Source organism: Dryocola clanedunensis subsp. sulfonylureivorans (genome assembly GCF_016756775.1).
GTDB lineage: Bacteria > Pseudomonadota > Gammaproteobacteria > Enterobacterales > Enterobacteriaceae > Dryocola > Dryocola clanedunensis.
Map to the genome: position 1 here is coordinate 36,320 of NZ_JAERMU010000019.1, position 24,659 is coordinate 60,978.

Genomic DNA, 24,659 nt, shown 5'->3' on the forward strand with positions numbered 1-24,659 from the left:
GGGAAAGGCGATTTTTTCAATGACATGGGCCACGAAACCGAAACGGTTGTCCGTCAGGCCCATTTTCTACGCCAGCGTGCTTAGCGCTGGCGTATTGTTATGCCCTTTGTCCAGCCATGCGGACGACAGCGCCCAGCTAAAATCAATCCAGCAGGATATTGCGGCTAAAGAACGAGCTGTACGTCAACAGCAACAGCAACGCGCAACGCTGCTTGCCCAATTAAAAACGCAGGAACAGGCGATTGCTCAAGCAAGCCGCAAGCTGCACGATACGCAAAACACCCTCGCAACGCTAAATCAGCAAATCGACACCATGAATGCTTCACTGATGAAGCTGCAAAAACAGCAGGCCGTTCAGGAGCGTAACCTGGCCGCCCAGCTTGATGCAGCCTTTCGTCAGGGTCAGCACACCGGTATCCAGCTCATTCTTAGTGGTGAAGAGAGCCAGCGCGGTCAGCGCTTACAGGCCTATTTTGGTTATCTGAACGCCGCGCGTCAGGAAACCATTGCTCAACTGAAGCAAACCAAAGCGGAAGTTGACGAGCAAAAAGCAACCCTCGAAGCGAAGCAGACCGAACAGCAAACGCTGCTGTACGATCAGCAAGCCCAACAGGCTAAGCTGCAGGATGCCCGCGATCAGCGTAAGAAAACCCTCGCAACGCTGGAGTCATCAATTCAGCAGGATCAGCAGAAGCTCGGCGAGATGCGTCAGAACGAATCCCGCCTGCAAAACCAAATTTCTCGTGCCGCCGCCGCTGCCAAAGCGCGTGCAGAAAAAGAGGCTCGCGAAGCAGAAGCGGTTAAATCACGTCAGAAAACTGCAGCCAGCAAAGGCAGCACATACAAACCAACCGAATCAGAACGTTCATTAATTTCCCGTACCGGCGGTCTTGGCGCCCCACGCGGGCAGGCTTACTGGCCAGTCCGCGGCTCTTTGCTGCATCGTTATGGCGAACAGCTGCAGGGTGAACTACGTTGGAAAGGTATCGTTATCGCCGCCAGTGAAGGCAAAGAAGTAAGAGCCATCGCTGACGGACGTGTGATTCTTGCCGACTGGTTACAAGGTTACGGCCTGGTCGTGGTCGTTGAACATGGTAAAGGCGATATGAGCTTATACGGCTACAATCAGAGTGCGCTTGTCAGCGTAGGCACTCAGGTCAAAGCCGGTCAACCCATCGCGCTGGTGGGTAACAGTGGTGGTCAGGGCCGCCCGTCACTCTATTTCGAAATTCGTCGCCAGGGCCAGGCAGTCAATCCACAACCGTGGTTGGGAAGATAAGTTTTGCTTCAATTTCGTCACGTTGTCTCCTCGCTCGCCTGCGCTCTGGCGCTGGCAACTCCCGTTTATGCCGGCAAGCTGGCGATCGTGATAGATGATTTCGGCTATCGTCCTCATCAGGAAAACCAGGTTATCGCCCTGCCTGCCAATATTTCCGTCGCCGTATTGCCCAACGCACCGCATTCCCGCGAAATGGCAACCAAAGCGCACAACGCTGGCCATGAAGTGCTAATCCATCTTCCGATGGCACCGCTTAGCAAGCAGCCGCTGGAAAAAGATACCCTTCGTCCGGATATGAGTAGCGCTGAAATAGAGCGAATTATTCGGGAGGCGGTGAATAAAGTGCCTTACGCGGTGGGTCTGAACAACCATATGGGAAGCGCCATGACTTCCAGCTTGTTTGGCATGCAGAAAGTGATGCAGTCGCTGGATCAGTACAACCTTTACTTCCTCGACAGCGTAACCATCGGCAACAGCCAGTCAATGCGCGCCGCAGCGGGAACTAAGGTCAAGGTTATCAAGCGCAAGGTATTCCTCGACGACAAGCAGAATGAAGCTGACATCCGCGTGCAGTTCAATCGTGCTGTAGCCCTGGCACGACGTAACGGCTCTGCTATCGCTATCGGTCATCCTCACCCCACTACCGTACGAGTACTGCAGCAGATGGTTTATAACCTACCGCCAGATATCACTCTGGTGCGCCCAAGCAGTCTGCTGAATGAACCGCAGGTGGATACGTCCAGACCGAATAATACGGTGCCGGGTAAACCAGCAGAGCAGCCGCGTAATCCGTTCAGGGGCGTAAAACTCTGCAAGCCGAAGAAACCGCTGGAGCCAGTACACGCTACGACCTATTTCGCGGTACTCAGTGACAGTATCGGAGAGAGCACGCTAGTGAAGTACATGAAAAATCAATGGCAGGGTTGGGGACAAGTACGATAAAAGAAGGGCTGTCGGGGTCAACCGACAGCCTGGCTTTAGCTTGCTTTAAGGATGCGGTAAAGCCTCATTAACAGCCAGTATTGCTTACACGTTGATGCGCCACGAAATAAATCACTAAAGCTGATTTTCTTCATAAACATGGCCTTAACAGCTTTTTTTTCAGAAACTTTTTTACGATAAAGTCCAAAAAAGTGACGACACTCATGAGAGGCATGGCGCAAGAATGCTTTTTTTATACCGGCATTCACTTCGCCATTTGCAAGCAAGATGAGCTTACTGATTACCTCAATATAACTATATGCACGGCAATCATAATACTTCTTACTTTTGGTTATTGAGTGCGGATTGTTAACATAAAAATAATCAGACCTATCCGATATATAAAACCGACCGTTATACATACCTAACATGGCTGTCCATAATATATCCTGATGGCTGTAGCCTGCATTAAAAGTAAGGGAGTTTTTCTTAATATATTCTGACCGGATCATCTGCAGCCAGAGATAATGTGGCCACTCATTATTTTTAACCGCGTGTTCGACCCACTGATTGCCGCTAATCACATGATTATAAATTTGTTTCCGGTGAATGATCTCGCCGACAAAGGAATCATGCTCGTCAACAATACGACCGTTGGAGATAAGGACATCAACATCATGCTTTGTCGCTTCATTGTACCGGTCAAAGACCAAATCCTCTGCAAAGTCGTCATCAGAGTCCAGCAGCATTAGCCACTTCCCTGAATGCTTTGCCAGCGCAGCGTTACGGGCTGCATAGACGCCCAGGTTTTCCTGGTTTATTACCAGCAAACGCTTATCATTGAAGGAATTAATAACGTCAAGCGTATTATCCACTGAACCATCATTAACCAGAATTATCTCAATATTAATTCTCTTTTCAGCGAGTAATTTTTTTATAACTCTGGATATATTGTTCCCGTCGTTATACACCGGAACAATGATACTAACATCAACATTATCTTTATTCACCGTCTGTCCCCCAGGGCATGGCGGAAATAATAATTTCTGGATGTTATTATGACAAACAATGTGAAGCAAGATGTTTGGGGCAGACTGACAAAGAGTTAATTAACTTTACAAAAACGACAGGGATAACATTAATAACAAGATGGTTAATTAAGAAATTAACCATCTTGTTAAAATATAACTTATTTTAATCCCAGCTAAGAATTACCTTACCTGACTGCCCGGAACGCATAGCATCAAATCCTTTCTGGAAATCATCGATAGTAAAGCGATGGGTGATAATCGGCGACAGGTCCAGGCCAGACTGGATCAGTGCAGCCATTTTATACCAGGTTTCGAACATCTCACGGCCGTAAATGCCTTTGATGAACAAGCCTTTGAAGATGACTTTTGTCCAGTCGATTGACATATCGGAAGGAGGAATACCCAGCATTGCAATACGTCCCCCATTGTTCATGGTGTCAAGCATAGAGCGGAATGCAGGCGGAGCGCCGGACATTTCGAGGCCCACATCGAAACCTTCAGTCATGCCCAGCTCATGCATGACATCGGTCAGGCTTTCTTTGCTGACGTTTACCGCACGGGTCACGCCCATTTCGCGCGCCAGTTCAAGACGATAATCGTTCACGTCAGTGATGACTACATTACGGGCGCCGACGTGTTTGGCAACCGCCGCCGCCATAATGCCAATCGGGCCTGCACCTGACACCAGCACATCCTCACCGACCAGGTCGAAAGAGAGCGCGGTGTGTACCGCGTTACCAAACGGGTCGAAGATAGACGCCAGATCGTCAGAAATGTTATCAGGGATTTTGAAAGCGTTAAACGCAGGCAGAACCAGATACTCTGCAAAGCAGCCCGGGCGGTTCACACCTACACCGGTGGTATTGCGACACAGGTGAGTGCGGCCTGCGCGGCAGTTGCGGCAGTGTCCGCACGTAATGTGGCCTTCGCCGGAAACACGGTCGCCGATTTTGAACCCTTTCACTTCCTGGCCAATACCAACAACTTCACCCACGTACTCGTGGCCAACCACCATCGGGACGGGAATGGTTTTCTGGGACCATTCATCCCAGTTATAAATATGCACATCGGTGCCGCAGATGGCAGTCTTACGGATTTTGATCAGCAGATCGTTATGGCCCATCTCCGGTTTGGGCGCATCCGTCATCCAGATGCCCTCTTCCGCCTTCAGTTTTGCTAATGCTTTCATGACCGCTCCCTCAGGCGATAACGCCCAACTGTTTACCGATACGCGTAAACGCATCAACCGCACGCTCAATCTGCTCAGGGGTATGAGCGGCCGACATCTGCGTACGAATGCGCGCCTGACCTTTTGGAACTACCGGATAGAAGAACCCGGTGACATAAATGCCTTCTTTTTGCAGCTCGCGGGCAAAGTTTTGCGCGACGGTCGCTTCGCCAAGCATCACGGGGATGATGGCGTGATCGGCTCCCGCAAGCGTAAAACCTGCCGCAGCCATTTTCTCCCGGAAGAGGCTGGCGTTGGTCCACAGTCGCTCACGCAGCTCTGCTCCGGTTTCCAGCATCTCCAGAACTTTAATAGAAGCAGAAACAATGGCCGGAGCCAGCGAGTTAGAGAAGAGATAAGGACGAGAGCGCTGACGCAGCCACTCAATCACCTCTTTACGACCAGCGGTATAGCCGCCAGAAGCACCACCAAGTGCCTTGCCGAGCGTACCAGTGATAATGTCTACACGGTCCATGACCTTGCAATATTCGTGCGTGCCACGACCATTTTCACCAACAAAACCTACGGCGTGAGAGTCATCGACCATCACCAGCGCATCATATTTATCCGCCAGATCGCACACGCCTTGCAGGTTAGCAATGACGCCATCCATAGAAAATACGCCGTCGGTAGCGATCATCACGTGGCGAGCGCCCGTAGCACGAGCCTCTTTCAGACGTGCTTCCAACTCCTGCATATCGTTATTGGCATAACGATAACGCTGCGCTTTACACAAGCGCACGCCATCGATGATAGAAGCGTGGTTCAGCGCATCGGAGATAATCGCGTCTTCAGGGCCGAGCAGCGTTTCGAACAGTCCGCCGTTTGCATCAAAGCAGGATGAGTAAAGAATCGCATCATCCATCCCAAGGAAACCTGCAAGCTTACCCTCAAGCTCCTTATGGCTATCCTGCGTACCGCAGATAAAACGCACGGACGCCATACCGAATCCGTGTTTATCCATACCCTGCTTCGCAGCTTCAATCAGCTGCGGGTGGTTAGCCAGCCCCAGATAGTTGTTTGCACAGAAATTGATAACGTGGCTGCCATCGGCAACGGTGATATCCGCCTGCTGCGCTGAGGTAATAATCCTTTCTTCTTTGAAGAGACCTTCTGAACGAGCGGTTTCAAGCTGAGAAGTTAACTGTTGGTAAAAATCTTCGCGCATCGCGATTCTCCAGGCATGGCAAATTTCGGAACATATTACCCAAAGCTATACGTTGAGACGAGATTACGCTTCAGGGAATCTGATTTTTGCAGGATAAATCACGAAGGCGGGAAACTTAGTCTGATTAGGCGGGTCTTTGATTGTAATGGTATGATAAGAGCCATTAGCGCGCGAGGTATCGTGCCTTGCAGCCCCCCAAATTGTGAAGGTTACGCTTATGATTATTGTCACCGGTGGTGCTGGTTTTATCGGCAGCAACATTATTAAGTCACTGAATGATATCGGCTATACTGATATCCTGGTCGTAGACAACTTAAAAGACGGGACTAAGTTCGTCAATCTGGTTGACCTGAATATCTCCGACTACATGGACAAAGAAGATTTCTTGATCCAGCTAATGGCGGGTGAAGAGTTTGGCGAAGTTGAAGCCATTTTCCATGAGGGCGCATGTTCCTCCACTACCGAGTGGGACGGCAAGTACATGATGGATAATAACTATCAGTACTCCAAAGAGGTGCTGCATTACTGTCTGGAACGTGAAATTCCGTTCCTGTACGCCTCTTCTGCTGCCACCTACGGCGGTCGCAATAACAACTTTATCGAGTCTCGTGAATTCGAGCAGCCGCTGAATGTTTACGGCTACTCGAAGTTCCTGTTTGATGAGTACGTTCGTCAGATTCTGCCGGAAGCAAACTCACAGATTACCGGCTTCCGTTACTTCAACGTTTATGGCCCACGTGAAGGCCATAAAGGCAGCATGGCAAGCGTTGCATTCCACCTGAATACTCAGTTGAACAACGGCGAAAATCCAAAACTCTTTGAAGGCAGCGACGGCTTCAAGCGCGACTTCATTTACGTGGGGGATGTGGCAGCGGTAAACCTGTGGTTCTGGCAGAACGGCATCTCAGGTATTTATAACTGCGGTAGCGGCCGAGCTGAGTCCTTCCAGGCAGTGGCCGATGCGACGCTGGCATTCCATAAAAAAGGCAGTATTGAGTACATTCCTTTCCCTGAAAAGCTTAAAGGCCGCTATCAGGCATTTACTCAGGCCGATCTGGCCAACCTGCGTGCAGCTGGCTACGACAAGCCATTTAAGACCGTTGCCGAAGGCGTGACGGAATATATGGCCTGGCTTAACCGTGACGCATAATCAGGTAGCCTGACGCATGAAAATACTGGTGATTGGCCCGTCATGGGTGGGCGACATGATGATGTCGCAAAGTCTCTATCGCACGCTCAAGGCGCGCTATCCCCAGGCGATAATTGATGTGATGGCACCGGCCTGGTGTCGTCCATTATTATCGCGGATGCCTGAAGTCAACGAAGCGCTCTCCATGCCGCTGGGGCATGGTGCTCTGGAAATTGGCGAACGCCGTCGACTAGGCCATAGCCTGCGTGAAAAGCGCTACGATCGCGCATATGTATTACCGAACTCATTTAAATCAGCGTTAGTCCCTTTCTTCGCCAATATACCGCTACGCACAGGCTGGCGCGGCGAGATGCGCTATGGTCTGCTCAATGACGCCAGAGTTCTGGATAAACAGGCCTGGCCTCTAATGGTTGAGCGCTATGTCGCTCTGGCGTACGACAAGGGCGTCATGCAGTCTGCACAAGATCTTCCTCAGCCACTACTTTGGCCACAGCTACAGGTTGATGAACACGAAAAAAACCAGGCGTGTTCCGCATTTAGTCTGGCTGCCGAGCGGCCCATCATTGGCTTTTGCCCTGGCGCTGAATTCGGCCCGGCAAAGCGCTGGCCGCACTATCATTACGCAACCCTTGCCGGAAAGCTTATCGACGAAGGTTACCAGGTTGTACTGTTCGGCTCGGCTAAAGATAAAGAAGCCGGCAACGATATTCTGTCGGCATTAACAACCGGGCAGCAGGCATACTGCCGAAATCTGGCTGGTGACACCGCGCTGGATCAAGCCGTGATTCTGCTGGCCGCGTGTAGAGCAGTGGTCACCAATGACTCTGGTTTAATGCATGTTGCTGCTGCTCTGGGGCGTCCACTCGTCGCCCTTTATGGACCAAGCAGCCCCGACTTCACCCCTCCGCTGTCTCATAAAGCGAAGGTTATTCGTCTGATTAGTGGCTACCACAAAGTCCGCAAAGGTGAGGCTGCTGAAGGCTATCACCAGAGTCTGATCGATATTGCACCGGAGCGAGTACTGACAGAGTTGAACGAGCTGCTGCAAAGCGGGAAGGAAGTATAATGCGGGTATTAATCGTCAAAACTTCATCAATGGGCGATGTACTGCATACCTTGCCCGCATTAACGGACGCGACACAGGCCATTCCGGGTATATGCTTTGACTGGGTAGTAGAGGAAGGGTTTGCGCAAATCCCAACGTGGCATTCGGCAGTCGAAAAGGTTTTACCCGTTGCGATTCGCCGCTGGCGTAAAGATTGGTTTTCAGCGCAGGTAAAATCAGAACGTCTTGCCTTCCGCAATTCCCTGCGGGCAATGCAATATGATGCGGTCATTGACGCCCAGGGACTGGTAAAAAGTGCAGCATTAGTGACCCGACTGGCACATGGTCCCAAACATGGCATGGACTGGCAAACCGCGCGCGAACCTTTGGCTAGCCTTTTTTATAATTACCGTCATCACATTCCTAAGCAGCAGCATGCCGTCGAACGAACCCGTGAACTCTTTGCTAAAAGCCTCGGCTATAGCAAAGCGCAATCACAAGGTGACTATGCTATTTCACAGCACTTCTTGAGCCATCTTAATACCGATACTGAAAACTATGCGGTATTTTTACATGCCACAACGCGGGACGATAAGCATTGGCCAGAAAGCCACTGGCGCGAGTTAATTGGATTGCTCAAAGATTCTGGATTACGTATAAAGTTGCCGTGGGGCGCACCGCATGAAGAGGCTCGGGCAAAAAGGCTGGCTGAGGGATTTGATTACGTTGATGTATTACCAAGACTGGAACTTGAAAGCATTGCACGGATACTGGCAGGAGCAAAATTTGTGGTTTCGGTTGATACAGGGTTAAGCCACCTTACAGCAGCTTTAGACCGCCCAAATGTGACCTTATATGGCCCAACGGACCCAGGATTAATTGGGGGATATGGGAAGAATCAGGTGGCGCAGAGTGCGCCAGACAAAGATTCAAAAAAATTAAAGGCTGAAAATGTATATTCAGCCCTGGAAGATTACATTCGATAGTTTGATATATTCGTTTATACTGGAGCTACAATGATAGCGGCACTATTATCAAAAGAAGATCAAAACTGGCAACCTTTATGGAATAAGGCATTAGTTTTTCTCTTCATCACAACTTTTTTCCTGGACGGTATAACTCGTTATAAGCACATCGTAGAAATATTGATGATCGTAACAAGTTTATATTATATCTTCCGCTCGCCAAAGATTTGCCTGAGCTTGTTAAAAAATAACTTATTTTATAGCATTTTAGCCCTATCAGCAGTTTTGTTATATTCTATATTTATCTCACCCGATATGAAGGTTAGTTTTAAAGAATTTAACAATACTGTTATCAAAGGCATATTGCTTTATAGCCTTTTATTACCACTCTTATTAAAGAATGAAACAAAAGAAACGGTTTCCAAATTGATCCTGATTTCTTTCTTGTCTTCATTAAGCGTAAAGTGCGCGGTTGAATTGGTTTTATACTATCAAGATTACAAACAAGGGATAATGCCATTTACCAACTACAATCATCGCCACATCTCTGATTCGATGGTTTTCCTCTTCCCGGCTTTATTGAACCTATGGCTCTTCAAAAAAACATCCTTAAAAGTTGCGTTTGCAGTATGTGGATGCATATATCTATTCTTAATGCTTGGGACACTTTCGCGTGGTGCCTGGTTGGCGATTTTTATCACTGCGGTTCTATGGCTTATCTTTAATAGATTCTGGAAATTACTGGTGGCATCGGTCATTATTTTCATTGCCGCAGGCACTTTAGTAATGTCACAGCACGGCGCGAAAAGTGATAAACTCATTTATAAATTGCAGCAGACTGACAGTTCTTATCGCTATACAAACGGCACGCAAGGCAGTGCAATGAGTCTTATCCTTGAAAATCCAATTAAAGGGTATGGCTATGGCGATGATATTTATCATAACCTCTATAATAAAAGGATTATAGACTACCCTACGTGGACATTTAAAAAATCGATCGGTCCTCATAACCTGGCATTGTATATTTGGTTTGGTGCAGGAATACTTGGGCTGGGAGCATTATTATATGTTTATGGTTCTGTCATAAATGAGATTGCTGGAAAAGCGTTCATTTCAACGGCAACCTCCCCGTACAATGTACACCTACTACTATTTTTATCCTTAGTTGGGTTCTTTTTAGTAAGAGGGAATTTTGAACAAATTGAACTTGCCCCTTTAGGGATCATTACTGGTTTACTTCTGGCACTGAGAAAATAACCAGTCATCAGACCGAGGATAGTTTCAGTTGATAATAAAAAAGGCTACTGACGTAGCCTTTTTATGGAAACCAATATCTAATCTTATCTTCGAAAAGAGCGGTTACTCTATCCCAACTATATTCGTTATAAACCAGCCGCTGTCCTTTCGCTGCGATAATACTTTTTTCAGGGTCGTTGAGGACTTTTTCTATATCTCGCTGAATGCTTTCTGCTGTCATAGGCTCAGAAAGGTGATAACCAGTAGAATCTTTTTGTACAAATTCGATCATGCCTCCACGTGTACTCACCAGGACAGGCTTGTTTGCAGCCATTGCTTCAATTGCGACCATACAAAATGGTTCTTCGAACTGGGAGGGGATAATCACGAGGTCTGCCAGGGGATAATATTTATGCATTTCTTCTGGGCGAACGCTACCCACCATAATACAGTCAGGTCGTAGTCGGGCAGATAATTCCCGTGCTTGTTGCTGATAAGTGGCCTTCTCACCTTTCTCACTAGAATGTGGATCGCCGATCACGACCAATTTGATCTCATTTCTTTGCTTGCTAATTTTTTCAAATGCCTTTAGCAGCAACAGCACTCCTTTATCTGGAACTATACGGCCAGCATAGAATAAAACCGTATCTGTTTCTGATATACCAAACTCACCACGAATATTTTTCGTCTTAGCATCTACAGTATAAGCATTTAGATCAATACCATTTGGTACAATCACAATATCAGCAGCTGGTAAAAACTGACGGTAATAATTCTGTAAAAAGAGGCTTGGAACAATGATTTTTGCGTTAGGATCGATTCCTTGAGGTTCAAAAGCATTATGCATATGCAAAACTAAATGTGCCTCAGGCGATCTTTTTCGTATCTGACGATAGAGTTTAAGGCTATTGTGTACAACTATAACGCTATCAACATCACTGGCAAAATCGTTTTTAATATTGAGTATTCTTTGCGAGTAAGGTAACGGATCCAGCCGAGTCCATTTCTGGAAAAGGCGTTTATAAATCTTGCTAAAGCCAATTCTGTGAATACTTGTCTTTTCATTGACTTGAGTAAAATCACTATAACCTTCATTTTTTATACAAACTATTTTGTTTTCTACCGACAGGCGTTGTGCAACTTCATACATCCATGTTTCAACAGCCGCAGCTCCTTTGGGAGGGATAGAAAAAATAGGTGTAACAGTAAAAACGATCTTCTTCAGCATATAATTTCACTCATTATTGTTAGTTTTTTAAATTATAACTAAAAATGGAATACACCATATTAAAAATATAATTATGAATAAAGTCAATCTTTTGTTATTTTTAATTTTATACCGTTTTGATAACAATAGAATAGCCATATAAATGATTTAGCTAGTTAACACAGGAATCAGCTTTCCTTTTGAAATCAATTTCATGATCAAGATTATCATTTACCTTCACTTTTCTTTTTCCAATTTCGGAAGGCTGGATAAAAGGAATGACACTATAACTAACCGCCGTATCATTTGATAAATTAAAGACATTTACATTCTGTACCTTTTCACTCATGAACTTGAAAAATGGCAGGATTTTTCCAAGATCTCTGCTTAATTCAGAAGGCATGGGATTTTTACTTTCATCGTAAAAACGCTGGCAGCTACCAGTGAGATCTAAACCAGAACAAATGATCCGTACAAACTTCAATGAGTATGCAATCTGAATTGCTGTATAGGCAACAGTATGGCATGAACAATAGCCAATACTAATATCCTTTGAAAAACCAACTAGTCTCTTTTTAGTTGAGAAGGGTACGTCAATAAGCAAATTTTTATTGAATTTAGCCATAATGCTAAACTTCATTTTTTTCAATAAACCACCTTTCTCGCGCTTATAGAAAGATTTGAGTATCAAGCAATTTTCACGCAAATATTTTTTATCTTCCTCAGTTGACTCTTCGTAAACATCTCGGTTGACTATAGTAAATTTACTCTGTGAGCTAAATTTAAAAAAATCACTACGCCGCTGATGTAAAAAACGCGCGTCAGTTAACAAATAGATAAATGGTTCGATGCTATGGTTTAGCAAGTACTCAGCTGAGCCATTGACGGTGATAACATCGTGACTGCGTAAAATGGATAAAGGGGTATTTTTTGAGGTTGGACCAGACAAAAATATTATAACGTCTTCATATGATTTCTTGTCAACAATATTTTGAACATCAGTATAAGTTATATACTTTATGTTATTCATATACAAACCTGCAAGATTAAATAGATTCTTTAATACTTAACACAATAATTTAATTAATATTATAAAGTTAAGGTTTTTGATTTATGGAAATATACTAAACATTTATTCTGTAACATTCAGAAAACTTAGCTTTAACGAAAATAATTGAAGGTATTATTAGTATTCTAATACCCATTCAGAGTAGCGAATGAATATATCTTCACATAAGTGCTCGACACAAGGAAAAGAATAAAATATTATTTCTTCCTTTTTATTTTCCTCAAGAAACTACGCAATGCCTTTTTATAGGTTAGTAAATAATATCCGGCGTCTTTTTTATCATTTACAATTCCATAATGTCTTTCAAGATCGATTCTGTCTTTTGCCTTTCTTGATGCGGAGGGGCGTTTGCCAGATAAATCTATAATTCGCACAACATCATCTTCAATAATGAAATTCCCTTTATGTGGATCCCCTGAAACCATACCATGATGATGTAATGAAACAATCGAATTTTTTATATCGTGCTTCAAACTATCAGATATGTGTTCAATATCCGCAAGCTCGGTCCCTTCAATATATTCAATAAGCATGATATAGCAATGCGCAAATCGTAACGTCTTTCTTTCAGCAAGGAGATAAAAGTCATTCGGCGCATCGAATCCTTCTTGCCTTACGCGTGCGGTTTGGTGAAAGAGCTTTTCATAATAGTCGCCTTTGAGCATTGATTTTATAAAACGCTCGTTTTTTTTCCCTTTAGGTGCAAAAACCTTAAGTACAAATTTTCCATATTCGGTATCAATTAACGAAACTTTGGTATCTTCTATACTTCGGAAGACCTTTATAATTTTTAAATTATAGGATAAAAAATCATTAAATATAATAAGATATTTACTGTCCTGCTCCTTAGTCAGTACAATAAAATCGTTAACCACATTTTTTTTAATCATAGTAGACCTGTAGTATCAGTTTCTCTTCTTGCGCAAATATGCAATGCCGGCAACAATGCCCTGGAGATATTTATGTTGCACTAATAGGTGTTTGTATCTCTTTTTAAATTCAATAACTGTTTTCGCTTTCTTAGGAGTATCATCTTTCCATGGAGATAACGACAGTGCTTGTTGATAATAATGGGTAGATGGATAAGATGCCCATTCATGCCAGGGTTTTGTAGCGCCAGTATAATGAATCAGGATAGTCTCATCTAATATGATTTTTTTATATTGATTATGAGATTTATCACGTAACTCACTTTTGATAGTATAGATAGTATTAAATTTCTGTGGCAAAAATATGACATTATCTTTTAGTAAGATATTTAAAACATCCTGATCGGGATATTTATAAGATGGAGACGAAGCATTATCTTGTGTTAATATTCTCAATGCTTTTTCAGTTAATTCAAACTCCACCCATTTTTTTAAGTTTGCATACACCACGCCCGAGTTAAAATAGTTACCGCACAACTCTGGCATTTTAAGTCTTTCAACCACCTTGCTCTGCATCGACTCAACATCTCTGACTACTGCTGCTGCGCTATTTTTAAGATCAAAGGATGCTAATTCATCTATTTTTCCCTTGCACACAACATCAGCGTCAAGGTAAAGAAGCTTATCGACTTTCCGGCTTAAAAACTCAAATGCAAATAACCTGAAATACATAGCTCGGGACCATACTTTAGTACGGGGAAGTATTTCCAGACCTAACGCATTAATTAAATATAAATGGATGCTTATTTTGAATTGTATGGCTAACTTTTCTATTTTATCGAGAAAACCTTTATCATACTCATCAGCTATAATATGAAACGTAACAGGAACATCATTATGCATAACGATCGAGGTGATCGAAACACCAACACCATCAAGATAGTTACGATCTACGCCATAAGCAATGTTTAATTTGTCGAATGTATTATCCGTCTTACTACAGCCATCATAAACTTTAAATTCAGCAATCTCTATTTCTGGAAATGAGTCCACTGCATCACCTACTTTATCTAATTAGTTATTTTCTTGACGAAATACAGGAAATAATTCAAGATCCCGTGTAATACTTTTTGTTTGTTAAACATATGCTTTGCACAGTATCTGTATTGATTACTATTATTAGGCTTGAGGAGAGGGTCATTCTTCCAGGAAGAATGCACTTTAGCTTTTAAAAAAGCTTGCGAAACCGGGTAAACTCCCCAGGAATGCCATGGCTTAGTTGGCCCAATGTAATGGATGAAAACGGTGCTCTCATTGACAGGATTGATAGCCGTATCTTTAAGCTCGTAGTTTAGACTATATTGGGTATTGAATTTTTTGTCTATATAACGAGTCTGACCAACCAGCAGCATATTCAATACGTCCTGATCAAGATGAGTAATCTTGTCGGTAACCTCAGGTGTCTTCAGCATATTGATAGCTTTTTCTGAGACGTTTGTACGCGTCCATGCAGGAATGTTAATCAACAAGAAACCAGCATTAAAGTAACCATTATCAAGTTCTGCCACCCCCAGCGTTACCGAACGCTTTTTCCACCAGTCCTTGTTCCTTTCCGTGACTACCGCTGCGACTTCATTATCTTTAAAATTAAGATCGACAAGTTCCTGAATGCTTCCCTGGCATGCAATGTCAGCATCGAGGTAAAGTAATTTAGTGTTTCGGTTCGCAAAATAATCGGCGATGATAAAACGGAAATACGTTGCATACGTCCAGTTTTTGGTACTGGGAAGCGACTTTAATTTATCACAGTTAATCAAGTAAACAACAATACGCGTCCGATACTGAGCCGCTAGTGCGTCGAATTTACTTTTATTCTGTTCATCGAAATGATCGGTAAAAACATGAAATGCCAGAGAGACATGTGGGTTTGATAATAAAATTGAAGCAATTGAGACACCACAGCCAAAGAGGAAGTTCTTATCAATGCCATACGAGATATTAAAAACATCATCCTGACTGGATTCTGTATAGTCATAGTCCAGCGTATCCAGAATAACTTCTTTTTCGTTAAAATAAGTCTGGTTCATCAGGTACTCTTGTTATACTTAGAAAAGAATGTCGGTTACGTATTTACAATAGAGGATCCGAAGATTTATTGAGCCTATTAATAAACCCTCAACAATTCCATCAGCGCTAAATTAAAAAGATAAAAACTTTAACAAAAAGGTTATTCTATTTACTCTGATGTTATAGTGATTTACGCACAGTTCTTTCACGAATCCGCTCAGCTTTACTATTCGCTTCACGAAGCAAAGTTGCCTCCGTTTGCAGAATAGAACGTAGCGGCTGATTAAAATAAATTTTCAAAAACCGAAAGATATCACGCTGCGTCAACCCAATATTCAGCGATGAGAAATAAAGACCTACCAGGTCTTTATCCCGCCAGCGTGATGGGACCTTCGAACGAATTTGCGCACGATGTAAATCAATAACCGAAATCTTCAGCCGCTTTTCATCATCAGTGAAAGGAAGGTGCAACAGGAAGTGGCAGATGTAGCAATCGCGATGGTTTACCCCTGCCAGGTGCATATCTCGCACCATTGTTGCGACTCGATTAATGAGCATACGTTTTGTGCGAGGCTTAGGGGGATTAGCCAGCCATCCCGCACAGTAATCTTCCAGACTGATGGTTGGCGTGAGATCTTCGGTAATGATAAAAGATGTTTTCTTTATTGGATTGACACCTTTCTCACCAAAACCAACGCCGTGCATGGTATCGACGCCAACTTCATGCAAACGATGAATGGCCTTCCATTCCCGGTCTGCGCCAAGAACCGGCAAACGTAGCGACAAGAGATTTTTAACAACCTCTTTAAATGCGGTCCCCTGATGCCACTTGAGGAAATAGCTTTTCCCTGCAAGCTCAAAACGTAGCGTACGGCGAGTTTCCAGCTCTCTGAAAACTTCACCGTGCAATTTTTTCACTTCCGTAAAAGGATCTTTACCCCGCCATATCGTGGCAAGAGGCTCTTTCAGTTCAACCATGCATTTCACCCGTAATTATGTCCGCTACGCGTTCTGGTAGACTGTAAAGATCTTGAGTATCCGCAAAGCGGCGCGCCATCTCAGCCCATTCATTACGTAGGGTGCTGTTTTCCAGCGCCAGCTGCAGCGCCTCATTCAATGCCTGTTGAGAGTATGGCTCGTCTATAACAACGCCACATTTTGCCTGTGCTACATAGTGTGCATAGCCGCAGACTGAGGTCGTTATCACCGGTAATCCTGCCGTAATCGCTTCTATTAATACGATTCCAGCTGCTTCCTGGTAGGCTGGGTGCATCAAAACATCTGCGGCTGCCATCAGTTCTGAAACGTCATTGCGTCCGGAAAAGAAGCGAATATTATCTTTAACGCCCAGTTTTGCTGCTAAAGCAGCAAAGCGCCCGGGTTTATCCTGACCAACCACGAACAATATGGTTTTTCGTTTAGTTGCCTCAGGCAATGCTGCGATTGACTCGATGCTGCGATCAACACCCTTTCTGCTGAAATCAGAGCCAACCTGCAAAATGAAATGCTGGTGCTCGGCTATGCCATTTTTATCGCGGTAAGTTTTCCGACTATCCGGGATCTGCTGACTGTATTTTCGGTCTGGATAGATTCCCGGCGGCAGGATATGAAATCTTTCGGCTTCTGTGCAGTAATGTTTTTGGAAATCAGCAATTTGCTTATCGGTCAGCATAAGCAACTGCGTAGGTTTTCCTTGCTCAAACGTCGCCCTTTCAAATGCCGCATAATGACGGTAACGGGAGGTCAGACGATAGAAGAAACCCTTTTCCTGGGCAACTTTTTCAGCGTAACAAACATCAGCGGCATAGTAGATATCAAGTCCTGGCATTTTATTGAAGCCAATCACGCGATCTGCCGGGTGTGCAGAGAGATGGGATTGTACCCAATGAAAATATTCTGCATTACGCCCATGATTGGTGCGTGTTTTTACTGGTACTTGAATAATCTCGAACCCTACCGGGCGTTCACCTTCCCATGATTGGGTATACACGCGAACATGATGCCCCCTTGAAGCGACCGTCTGCGCAATGCGTATAAAGTCCCGCTGCAAGCCACCGAAGGGAAAATACTTATAGAGACAAAAAGCGACGATCATAATGATGCGCTCGAAGTTAGGGGGATAAATGAAGCAGGTAAAAGCTTCTCGGTTGCCGCAATAACATCCGCTGCAGGTATGACCGACAAATATTTTTTATTGCGATCAAGTTCGCTCCGGGCTGGCATTGCCTGGTAATTACCCGCCCAAAACTGGATGATATTGTCAGACCATGGGCGCCAGAAAATATGGTCGGTAGCACCGAAAAGGCAGATAATCGGCGTCTTTACCGCAGCCGCGATATGGCCAGGCGCAGAATCTACGCCAATGAATAACATGGCGTGATCGATCAATGCGCCCAGTTCGGGAAAGCGCGTTTTACCGGCAAGCCCGATGACAGGTTTGCGTTCACAACCGCTGGCAATCTCGTTAATGCATTCAAGGTCGTCAGCACCGGGGCCTGAAGTAAGAACAACCTCATATCCTCGTGCTTGCAGCGCATCAATAACTTGAGAAAATTTGTCATTATCCCAGCATTTAAAAAGCTGTCGGGCCGTAGGCTGAATCACCACGTAATGCTCACCGACACCCAATGCATCCAACTCTTTACGCATTCGCTCCCAATGCTCCGGAGCATAGCTCATAGCTGTATCCCGACAAAAATCCGTAATTCCAAGTGGATATAGCACCGACAAATTGCGCTCAACCGCATGCTTGCCATCGAAGGGCGCAAGATGGGTGAAGCTTTTTTTCCAGAATCCAGACTGACGATGAGCGTAATTCTGTGAGATTTTCACCGGTGCTTTCAACAATCGCACCAGCAGCGCTACTATCCATTGATCGGTAAGATTCACGATCAAATCATACTCATTGCGGCGTAACGCTTTGATCAGAGAGACGAAGTTCTGGAGTTTCTCGGTTGCGGAAGCGCCTTTATTACTCACACCGTACAGAGCATGTATTTCCGGGTTTTCAGACAGTATTGGCATAGTGTCTTTATAAAGGAGCATGTCGATCGCCGCTTCGGGATAATTACGTTTCAGCGTGCTGATAACCGGCGTGGTCAGCAGCATGTCTCCGTGAAAACGCATTTTTATGACCAAAATTCTTTTAAATGGCTTTTCCACAAGCGACTCTTTTTAAAAGTGAGATCCGAAAAAAGATTTCAGGCACGCTACCGCCCAGGCTCAACAGCTACCTGATACTGATACCGCCCCCATTTTTATCTCAATTGTACCACTTCTTGGTAAACGATCCGAGGTGAAGAATTTTTAACCACCAGTTTTTTATCACATTGAATATAATGAAATAATTACCCATCACCTCCAACAATGTATGAAAAGGTGAACAGACCCCATCTCATCAATCAGTACTCACGGTTAAAAAAGTGTATAAACGCAGCAGGCCAGGACTCTCAAGCACCCCGGAGCTATTTAGCCTGAATTGCCAAAAGTAATGGCAAAGCCTCAGCTAAATACATAGAATCCCCAACACATTCATCATGTCAGCTATGTCTATGCTTCAGTTCGTTTACACCACACTGCTCTATCTCATTCAGCCGCTTATCTGGGTGCGGCTGTGGGTACGTGGTGCTAAGGCACCAGCGTACAGAAAACGCTGGGGTGAACGTTATGGTTTCTACCGTAAACCGCTAAAGGCTGGTGGTATTATGCTGCACTCGGTCTCAGTCGGAGAAACCCTGGCAGCCATACCTCTGGTGCGGGCGTTACGTCATCGCTATCCTGACCTGCCCATTACCGTAACGACAATGACCCCTACGGGCTCAGAACGTGTCATGTCCGCATTTGGAAGTGACGTTCAACATCTTTATCTGCCCTACGATCTCCCCGGTGCGTTAAATCGGTTTTTCGATAAGGTCGACCCTAAGCTGGTGTTGATCATGGAAACTGAACTATGGCCGAACCTGATTGCAACTTTACATAAGCGACACATTCCTCTTGTCATCGCTAATGCCCGACTTTCTTCACGATCTGCCGCTGGTTACGCCAAATTAGGCAAATTCATGCGTACGCTGCTGCGCCGCATCACCCTTATCGCAGCCCAGAATGAAGAAGATGGTGAACGTTTTATCGCCCTTGGTGCTAAACGCAATCAACTCACCGTCACAGGTAGTCTTAAATTTGATATATCAGTCACTCCGCAACTTGCCGCGAAAGCCGTTACCCTGCGTCGTCAATGGGCACCTCATCGCCCGGTATGGATTGCGACAAGCACACATGATGGCGAAGAGAGCATCATTCTTGAAGCTCATCAGGCTCTGCTGAAGCAGTTTGCTAATCTTTTGCTTATCCTGGTTCCACGCCATCCCGAGCGTTTCCAGGATGCTATTAATCTGACTCGTCAGGCAGGTTTGAGCTACACCACACGTTCATCAGGTGAAGTGCCTTCCGCCAGTACCCAGGTCGTTATTGGTGATTCAATGGGCGAGTTAATGCTGCTGTATGGCATTGCCGACCTGGCTTTTGTAGGTGGTTCTCTGGTGGAGCGTGGCGGCCATAATCCTCTGGAACCCGCAGCTCATGCTATCCCGGTGTTGATGGGCCCCCATACCTTCAACTTTAAAGATATTTGCTCCCGGCTTGAGCAGGCAAGCGGGCTCATTACGGTGACTGATGCAACATCACTCTCAAAAGAGATATCCTCTCTGCTGACGGACGAAGATTATCGTAATTTCTACGGCCGTCACGCCGTTGAGGTGTTGTATCAAAACCAGGGAGCTTTACAGCGTTTGCTGCAGTTACTTGAACCCTACCTACCACCCAAAACGCATTGAGGGCCGCTATGAGCACCCGAGCGATTTACCCAGGTACTTTTGATCCAATCACCAACGGTCATCTGGACATCGTGACTCGTGGAGCCATGATGTTCGACACCGTTATTCTGGCTATCGCCAACAGCCCCCACAAGACAACCATGTTTTCACTGGATGAACGTGTTGCGCTGGCAAAAAAGGTCACCGAACAGCTGCCAAATGTTGAAGTCGTGGGATTTAGCGATCTCATGGCTAATTTTGCAAAGAATCAGCAGGCTAATGTGCTGATTCGCGGTCTTCGAACGGCAGCGGATTTTGAATATGAAATGCAGCTTGCGCACATGAACCGACATCTGATGCCGGAGCTGGAAAGCGTGTTTCTGATGCCATCGAAAGAATGGTCTTTCGTTTCTTCCTCGCTGGTGAAGGAAGTTGCGCGCCACCATGGTGATGTCACGCATTTTCTGCCGGAGTTGGTTTGCCAGGCACTTCTGGAAAAACTCAACGCTTAACGCTGGCACTTCCGGCAATAAAACGTGCTGCGCTGGGCATGCTTACCGGCAATTATCGGCGCACCGCATACCCGGCACGGTTTCCCTTCGCGGCCATAAACCTGTAGCTCCTGTGCGAAGTATCCCGGCTTTCCGTCCGACTGCAAAAAATCTTTCAGCGTTGTGCCGCCCTGCTCAATCGATCGAATCAGTACTGCTTTGATCACCTTAACCAGCAGCGCATATTCTGCATTGGATAGCGAATTCGCGGCGCGATCGGGATGGATCCCGGCGGCGAACAAAGATTCACTGGCATAGATATTCCCCACCCCCACCACCAGCTTGTTATCCATCAGCCAGGGCTTGATAGCGATCTTCTTTTTAGCGGATTTTTCACGCAAGTAGCCGGCGTTGAATTCTTCGCTGAGTGGCTCCGGCCCCAGATGCGCCAGCACGTTACTACCCTCCAGCTCTTTAGCCCATAGCCAGGCACCAAAACGGCGTGGGTCCGTATAGCGCAGCACTTTGCCATTGCTCATCACCAGATCGACATGGTCATGTTTCTGGGGCGGTGTTTCTTCGGAGAGTATCCGTAAACTGCCCGACATCCCCAGGTGGATTATTATCCAGCCGTCAGGAAGTTCCAACAGTAGGTATTTGGCACGGCGCTGCACGCTGATCACCGGCTTGTCGCTCAGCGCATAGATTTCGTCAGATACCGGCCAGCGCAAACGGCCGTTACGGACAATGGCGTGCAGGATAGTTTCACCGACCAGGTGCGGTTCAATGCCGCGGCGGCTGGTTTCGACTTCAGGTAATTCTGGCATTTTTCCTCCGGGCAGGGCTTAAAACAAAAAAACCCCGCCGAAGCGAGGTTTTTCATCAAAGTCACTGAAATTATTTAATTTTAGCTTCTTTGTACAGTACGTGTTGACGGACAACTGGATCGAACTTTTTCAGTTCCAGTTTTTCCGGCTTAGTACGCTTGTTCTTCGTGGTGGTATAGAAGTGACCAGTACCAGCAGAAGAAACCAGCTTGATCTTCTCGCGAACACCTTTAGCCATGACTTAGTTCCTCTTAGTACTTCTCGCCACGGGTACGCAGATCGGACAGAACCGATTCGATACCCTTCTTATCAATTACACGCATACCTTTAGCAGATACACGCAGTGTGACAAAACGCTTCTCGCTCTCAACCCAAAAACGGTGAGAGTGCAGGTTCGGCAGGAAACGGCGTTTGGTCGCGTTCATTGCGTGGGAACGGTTATTACCGGTCACCGGACGCTTGCCAGTAACTTGGCAGACTCGGGACATGTCTATTCTCCAAAAATCAAATTAGCTCGAGCTTCGTATAGGGTTATGGCGCCTCGTCAGGCTGCAAGCCTGGTCCCTGGCGGTTCAATGTGAACCACAGTGCCAGGCGCATAATGCCAAACCCGAGATTCTCAAAGGTGGCGTAGTATACGCTGCATAACGCATGTGCTCAAGTCCCGAACAGACAAAGATCCCCAAGGATCGCCCTATTCGACCTAAATCCACCCACGTTCTGCAAAAGAAACGTACTCTCCGCGACCGATAACCAGATGGTCAAGCACGCGAATTTCCATAAACAGGCAGGCACTCACGATACGCTCGGTAATAGCACGGTCAGCTTTACTGGGTTCGGCCCTACCCGACGGGTGATTATGCGCAAGAATGATGGCCGCTGCATTAGATTTCATTGCTTCACGCACAATTTCTCGTGGATGAACCTCAACGTGATTCAGCGTGCCGGAGAACATCGGCTTATGTTTAATGATTCGATGTTGGTTATCAACAAAGATAACCATGAAGATCTCTCGCTCCTCTGTCGTCAGCTGGCTTTGAATAAACTCCCTCACGTTATCCGGATTTTTCAATGTTAGCTCCTCCACTCCGCGGGATATGTAGTTACGTCTCGCCAGCTCCGCGATAGCGTTTAACTGCGTATATTTTGCCGCACCGATGCCTTTCACATCCTTGAATTGTGAGTAGTCCGCAGACAATAAACGGCTTAGTGAACCAAACTTTTCTAACAATAAGCTCGCCATTGTCATCACGTTCATATTCCTTGCCCCTGTCCGTAAAAATAGCGCCAGTAGTTCAACATCGGTGAGAGAACTCACGCCAAACTCAAGCAATTTCTCTCGTGGCAACCCTGTCTTATTACAGCTAGTTTTCGCACCCATCTGACCCTCCATTCCCTTGCACTGGCTATTTTGCCCAACACCATGTGAGCCTGCGACAACGTGATTTACACGCTGCGGCATGTCTCGCAAACTGCAAAAAGTCCTTCTTTGAGGAGTGTGATAAAATAGACGCAAGATTAAGACTTCCGATGGGTAAATCATGATGGGGCTTTCCGGCAAGAAAATTGTTCTGTGTGTGAGCGGGGGTATCGCAGCTTATAAAACGCCTGAACTGGTACGTCGGCTGCGTGATCGAGGAGCAGACGTACGCGTGGCTATGACGGAGGCTGCAAAAGCTTTCATTACGCCATTGAGCCTGCAGGCCGTTTCAGGTTACCCGGTTTCGGACAGCCTGCTTGACCCCGCAGCAGAAGCTGCAATGGGCCATATTGAGCTGGGTAAATGGGCCGACCTGGTTATTCTGGCTCCTGCTACAGCCGATCTCATTGCCCGCGTGGCGGCAGGGATGGCTAACGATCTGGTGAGTACAATTTGCCTGGCAACACCCTCCCCTGTCGCGGTTGTGCCGGCAATGAACCAACAGATGTATCGCGCGGCCGCGACGCAACATAATCTTGACGTACTGACTTCTCGCGGGTTGTTAATGTGGGGGCCAGACAGCGGCAGCCAGGCATGCGGTGATGTTGGGCCGGGTCGTATGCTCGACCCGTTGACCATCGTCGAAATGGCTGTTCAATATTTTAGCGTCGTCAAAGATCTGCAACATCTTAACGTCATGATTACCGCTGGCCCGACGCGCGAGCGTCTTGACCCGGTGCGCTACATTACCAATGACAGCTCAGGAAAAATGGGTTACGCCATCGCCGAAGCGGCAGCGGCTCGCGGTGCAAATGTCACGCTGGTGTCTGGCCCTGTGGCTTTACCAACCCCGCAGCAAGTAAAACGCATTGATGTGACTTCAGCACTCGAAATGGAAGCCGCTGTTGGGCAAAATGTGGCAGGTCAGCATATCTTTATCGGCTGTGCGGCAGTGGCAGATTACCGGGCAGCAAACGTTGCAGAAGATAAAATTAAAAAGCAAGGCGATGAAATCATAATAAAAATGGTGAAGAATCCGGATATCGTTGCCGGTGTCGCCGCACTATCAGTCAACAGACCGTACGTCGTTGGGTTTGCCGCGGAAACAACTAATGTGGAAGAATACGCCCGGCAAAAGCGTATCAAAAAAAATCTCGACCTGATTTGTGCAAACGACGTTTCACATGCAGGGCAAGGATTTAACAGCGATAACAACGCATTACACCTTTTCTGGCAGGAAGGAGACAAAGTCTTACCGCTTGAACGTAAGGCGCTCCTTGGCCACCTCTTATTGGACGAGATTGTTACCCGTTATGAAGAAAAAAATCGACGTTAAGATTCTGGACCCTCGCGTAGGTCAGCAGTTTCCGTTGCCGACCTACGCGACCTCTGGCTCAGCCGGGCTTGACCTGCGTGCATGTCTGGACAGCGCCGTAGAACTCGCGCCAGGTGTAACGACGCTGGTACCGACAGGTCTGGCGATCCATATTGGCGATCCAAACCTTGCCGCCGTTATACTGCCGCGCTCCGGTCTGGGCCATAAGCATGGTGTTGTACTGGGTAACCTGGTCGGTCTGATAGATTCTGATTATCAAGGCCAACTGATGGTATCAGTCTGGAATCGTGGGCAAGAGAGCTTCACAATTCAACCCGGGGAACGCATTGCACAGATGGTGTTTGTACCGGTCGTACAGGCCGAATTTAATCTGGTCGAAGATTTTGATACCAGCGATCGTGGTGAAGGCGGTTTTGGTCACTCCGGACGCCAGTAAGCTCACTTTTTAAACGTAACCATACAGCGTTCATAACGTTATAAAAGACCGCAGCAGCATGGCTGCGGGCGCTGTGTGGCTGCTTACCTGGCAAGTGCTTTTCAGG

At 46.2% G+C, this 24,659-nt stretch carries 25 protein-coding genes; 10 read left to right on the forward strand and 15 right to left on the reverse strand.

Annotated features, from left to right (window positions below; genetic code table 11):
* Positions 1 to 19 precede the first annotated feature (19 nt).
* The gene (gene envC / locus HYQ67_RS18025; protein ID WP_237391315.1) at positions 20 to 1,279 is read left to right on the forward strand and encodes a murein hydrolase activator EnvC; all 1,260 of its coding nucleotides are present in this window, start codon (positions 20 to 22) and stop codon (positions 1,277 to 1,279) included.
* Between the two features lie 3 nt (positions 1,280 to 1,282).
* Positions 1,283 to 2,221, forward strand: coding sequence for a divergent polysaccharide deacetylase family protein (locus HYQ67_RS18030; RefSeq protein WP_202305796.1), 939 nt, complete (start codon positions 1,283 to 1,285; stop codon positions 2,219 to 2,221).
* A gap of 35 nt (positions 2,222 to 2,256) precedes the next feature.
* Here the strand turns inward: HYQ67_RS18030 and HYQ67_RS18035 are convergent, their stop codons facing one another.
* The 3 genes from HYQ67_RS18035 to kbl form a co-directional block, all read right to left on the reverse strand.
* Positions 2,257 to 3,210 carry a glycosyltransferase gene (locus tag HYQ67_RS18035; protein WP_202305797.1) on the reverse strand — a complete coding sequence of 318 codons (954 nt, stop codon included), beginning with the start codon at positions 3,208 to 3,210 and terminating at the stop codon, positions 2,257 to 2,259.
* A 184-nt stretch (positions 3,211 to 3,394) separates the two neighbouring features.
* A complete protein-coding gene (gene tdh, locus HYQ67_RS18040; protein WP_202305799.1) occupies positions 3,395 to 4,420 on the reverse strand; it encodes an L-threonine 3-dehydrogenase in 1,026 nt (341 codons plus the stop codon).
* 10 nt (positions 4,421 to 4,430) lie between these two features.
* Complete coding sequence (gene kbl, locus HYQ67_RS18045) at positions 4,431 to 5,627, reverse strand: glycine C-acetyltransferase (RefSeq protein WP_202305800.1); 1,197 nt, start codon at positions 5,625 to 5,627, stop codon at positions 4,431 to 4,433.
* A gap of 217 nt (positions 5,628 to 5,844) precedes the next feature.
* Here kbl and rfaD point away from each other — a divergent pair, with 217 nt between their 5' ends.
* From rfaD to rfaL, 4 genes are read left to right on the forward strand one after another with little or no spacing between them, the layout of a single operon-like run.
* The gene (gene rfaD / locus HYQ67_RS18050) at positions 5,845 to 6,777 is read left to right on the forward strand and encodes an ADP-glyceromanno-heptose 6-epimerase (RefSeq protein ID WP_202305801.1); all 933 of its coding nucleotides are present in this window, start codon (positions 5,845 to 5,847) and stop codon (positions 6,775 to 6,777) included.
* 16 nt (positions 6,778 to 6,793) lie between these two features.
* Positions 6,794 to 7,843, forward strand: coding sequence for an ADP-heptose--LPS heptosyltransferase RfaF (rfaF, locus tag HYQ67_RS18055; protein ID WP_202305802.1), 1,050 nt, complete (start codon positions 6,794 to 6,796; stop codon positions 7,841 to 7,843).
* Entirely contained in the window at positions 7,843 to 8,808 is a 966-nt protein-coding gene (gene rfaC, locus HYQ67_RS18060) for a lipopolysaccharide heptosyltransferase RfaC (protein WP_202305803.1), read from the forward strand. The genes rfaF and rfaC overlap by 1 nt, the downstream gene beginning before the upstream one ends.
* A 30-nt stretch (positions 8,809 to 8,838) precedes the next feature.
* A complete protein-coding gene (gene rfaL, locus HYQ67_RS18065) occupies positions 8,839 to 10,044 on the forward strand; it encodes an O-antigen ligase RfaL (RefSeq protein ID WP_202305804.1) in 1,206 nt (401 codons plus the stop codon).
* Between the two features lie 61 nt (positions 10,045 to 10,105).
* On the opposite strand, the gene HYQ67_RS18070 is transcribed toward rfaL, so the two are convergent.
* The 8 genes from HYQ67_RS18070 to rfaQ form a co-directional block, all read right to left on the reverse strand.
* Positions 10,106 to 11,251 carry a lipopolysaccharide N-acetylglucosaminyltransferase gene (locus HYQ67_RS18070; RefSeq protein ID WP_202305805.1) on the reverse strand — a complete coding sequence of 382 codons (1,146 nt, stop codon included), beginning with the start codon at positions 11,249 to 11,251 and terminating at the stop codon, positions 10,106 to 10,108.
* A gap of 151 nt (positions 11,252 to 11,402) precedes the next feature.
* Positions 11,403 to 12,260, reverse strand: coding sequence for a 3-deoxy-D-manno-oct-2-ulosonate III transferase WaaZ (waaZ, locus tag HYQ67_RS18075; RefSeq protein ID WP_202305807.1), 858 nt, complete (start codon positions 12,258 to 12,260; stop codon positions 11,403 to 11,405).
* Between the two features lie 236 nt (positions 12,261 to 12,496).
* Complete coding sequence (gene rfaY / locus HYQ67_RS18080; protein ID WP_202305809.1) at positions 12,497 to 13,189, reverse strand: lipopolysaccharide core heptose(II) kinase RfaY; 693 nt, start codon at positions 13,187 to 13,189, stop codon at positions 12,497 to 12,499.
* 15 nt (positions 13,190 to 13,204) lie between these two features.
* Positions 13,205 to 14,221 (reverse strand): glycosyltransferase, encoded by a 1,017-nt coding sequence (locus HYQ67_RS18085; protein ID WP_202305811.1) that lies wholly within the window; start codon positions 14,219 to 14,221, stop codon positions 13,205 to 13,207.
* A gap of 17 nt (positions 14,222 to 14,238) precedes the next feature.
* On the reverse strand, positions 14,239 to 15,255 hold the full coding sequence (gene waaO, locus HYQ67_RS18090) for a lipopolysaccharide 3-alpha-galactosyltransferase (RefSeq protein ID WP_202305812.1): 1,017 nt from the start codon (positions 15,253 to 15,255) through the stop codon (positions 14,239 to 14,241).
* Between the two features lie 160 nt (positions 15,256 to 15,415).
* Positions 15,416 to 16,213, reverse strand: a complete 798-nt coding sequence (gene rfaP / locus HYQ67_RS18095) for a lipopolysaccharide core heptose(I) kinase RfaP (RefSeq protein WP_202305813.1) — start codon at positions 16,211 to 16,213, stop codon at positions 15,416 to 15,418.
* The gene (locus tag HYQ67_RS18100) at positions 16,206 to 17,330 is read right to left on the reverse strand and encodes a glycosyltransferase family 4 protein (RefSeq protein ID WP_202305814.1); all 1,125 of its coding nucleotides are present in this window, start codon (positions 17,328 to 17,330) and stop codon (positions 16,206 to 16,208) included. The genes rfaP and HYQ67_RS18100 overlap by 8 nt, the downstream gene beginning before the upstream one ends.
* A complete protein-coding gene (rfaQ, locus tag HYQ67_RS18105; RefSeq protein ID WP_202305815.1) occupies positions 17,327 to 18,397 on the reverse strand; it encodes a lipopolysaccharide core heptosyltransferase RfaQ in 1,071 nt (356 codons plus the stop codon). The genes HYQ67_RS18100 and rfaQ overlap by 4 nt, the downstream gene beginning before the upstream one ends.
* Positions 18,398 to 18,786: 389 nt before the next feature.
* On the opposite strand from rfaQ, the gene waaA reads away from it, so the two are divergent.
* Positions 18,787 to 20,064 (forward strand): lipid IV(A) 3-deoxy-D-manno-octulosonic acid transferase, encoded by a 1,278-nt coding sequence (gene waaA / locus HYQ67_RS18110; RefSeq protein WP_202305816.1) that lies wholly within the window; start codon positions 18,787 to 18,789, stop codon positions 20,062 to 20,064.
* Between the two features lie 8 nt (positions 20,065 to 20,072).
* Entirely contained in the window at positions 20,073 to 20,555 is a 483-nt protein-coding gene (coaD, locus tag HYQ67_RS18115; RefSeq protein WP_202305817.1) for a pantetheine-phosphate adenylyltransferase, read from the forward strand.
* On the opposite strand, the gene mutM is transcribed toward coaD, so the two are convergent.
* The 4 genes from mutM to radC all read right to left on the reverse strand — a co-directional run bounded on the left by mutM (position 20,552) and on the right by radC (position 22,742).
* A complete protein-coding gene (gene mutM / locus HYQ67_RS18120) occupies positions 20,552 to 21,361 on the reverse strand; it encodes a bifunctional DNA-formamidopyrimidine glycosylase/DNA-(apurinic or apyrimidinic site) lyase (RefSeq protein ID WP_202305818.1) in 810 nt (269 codons plus the stop codon). The two genes, coaD and mutM, sit on opposite strands and share 4 nt — an antisense overlap.
* A 70-nt stretch (positions 21,362 to 21,431) precedes the next feature.
* The gene (gene rpmG, locus HYQ67_RS18125) at positions 21,432 to 21,599 is read right to left on the reverse strand and encodes a 50S ribosomal protein L33 (protein ID WP_002208990.1); all 168 of its coding nucleotides are present in this window, start codon (positions 21,597 to 21,599) and stop codon (positions 21,432 to 21,434) included.
* Positions 21,600 to 21,612: 13 nt separating this feature from the next.
* On the reverse strand, positions 21,613 to 21,849 hold the full coding sequence (gene rpmB, locus HYQ67_RS18130; protein WP_202305819.1) for a 50S ribosomal protein L28: 237 nt from the start codon (positions 21,847 to 21,849) through the stop codon (positions 21,613 to 21,615).
* Between the two features lie 215 nt (positions 21,850 to 22,064).
* Positions 22,065 to 22,742, reverse strand: a complete 678-nt coding sequence (radC, locus tag HYQ67_RS18135; RefSeq protein ID WP_202305820.1) for a RadC family protein — start codon at positions 22,740 to 22,742, stop codon at positions 22,065 to 22,067.
* A 163-nt stretch (positions 22,743 to 22,905) separates the two neighbouring features.
* Between radC and coaBC the strand changes: the two genes are divergently transcribed.
* Both coaBC and dut read left to right on the forward strand, forming a co-directional pair.
* Positions 22,906 to 24,117 (forward strand): bifunctional phosphopantothenoylcysteine decarboxylase/phosphopantothenate--cysteine ligase CoaBC, encoded by a 1,212-nt coding sequence (gene coaBC, locus HYQ67_RS18140; protein ID WP_202305879.1) that lies wholly within the window; start codon positions 22,906 to 22,908, stop codon positions 24,115 to 24,117.
* On the forward strand, positions 24,095 to 24,553 hold the full coding sequence (gene dut / locus HYQ67_RS18145) for a dUTP diphosphatase (RefSeq protein WP_202305821.1): 459 nt from the start codon (positions 24,095 to 24,097) through the stop codon (positions 24,551 to 24,553). Before coaBC ends, dut begins: the two co-directional genes overlap by 23 nt.
* The last annotated feature ends 106 nt before the right edge of the window (positions 24,554 to 24,659 follow it).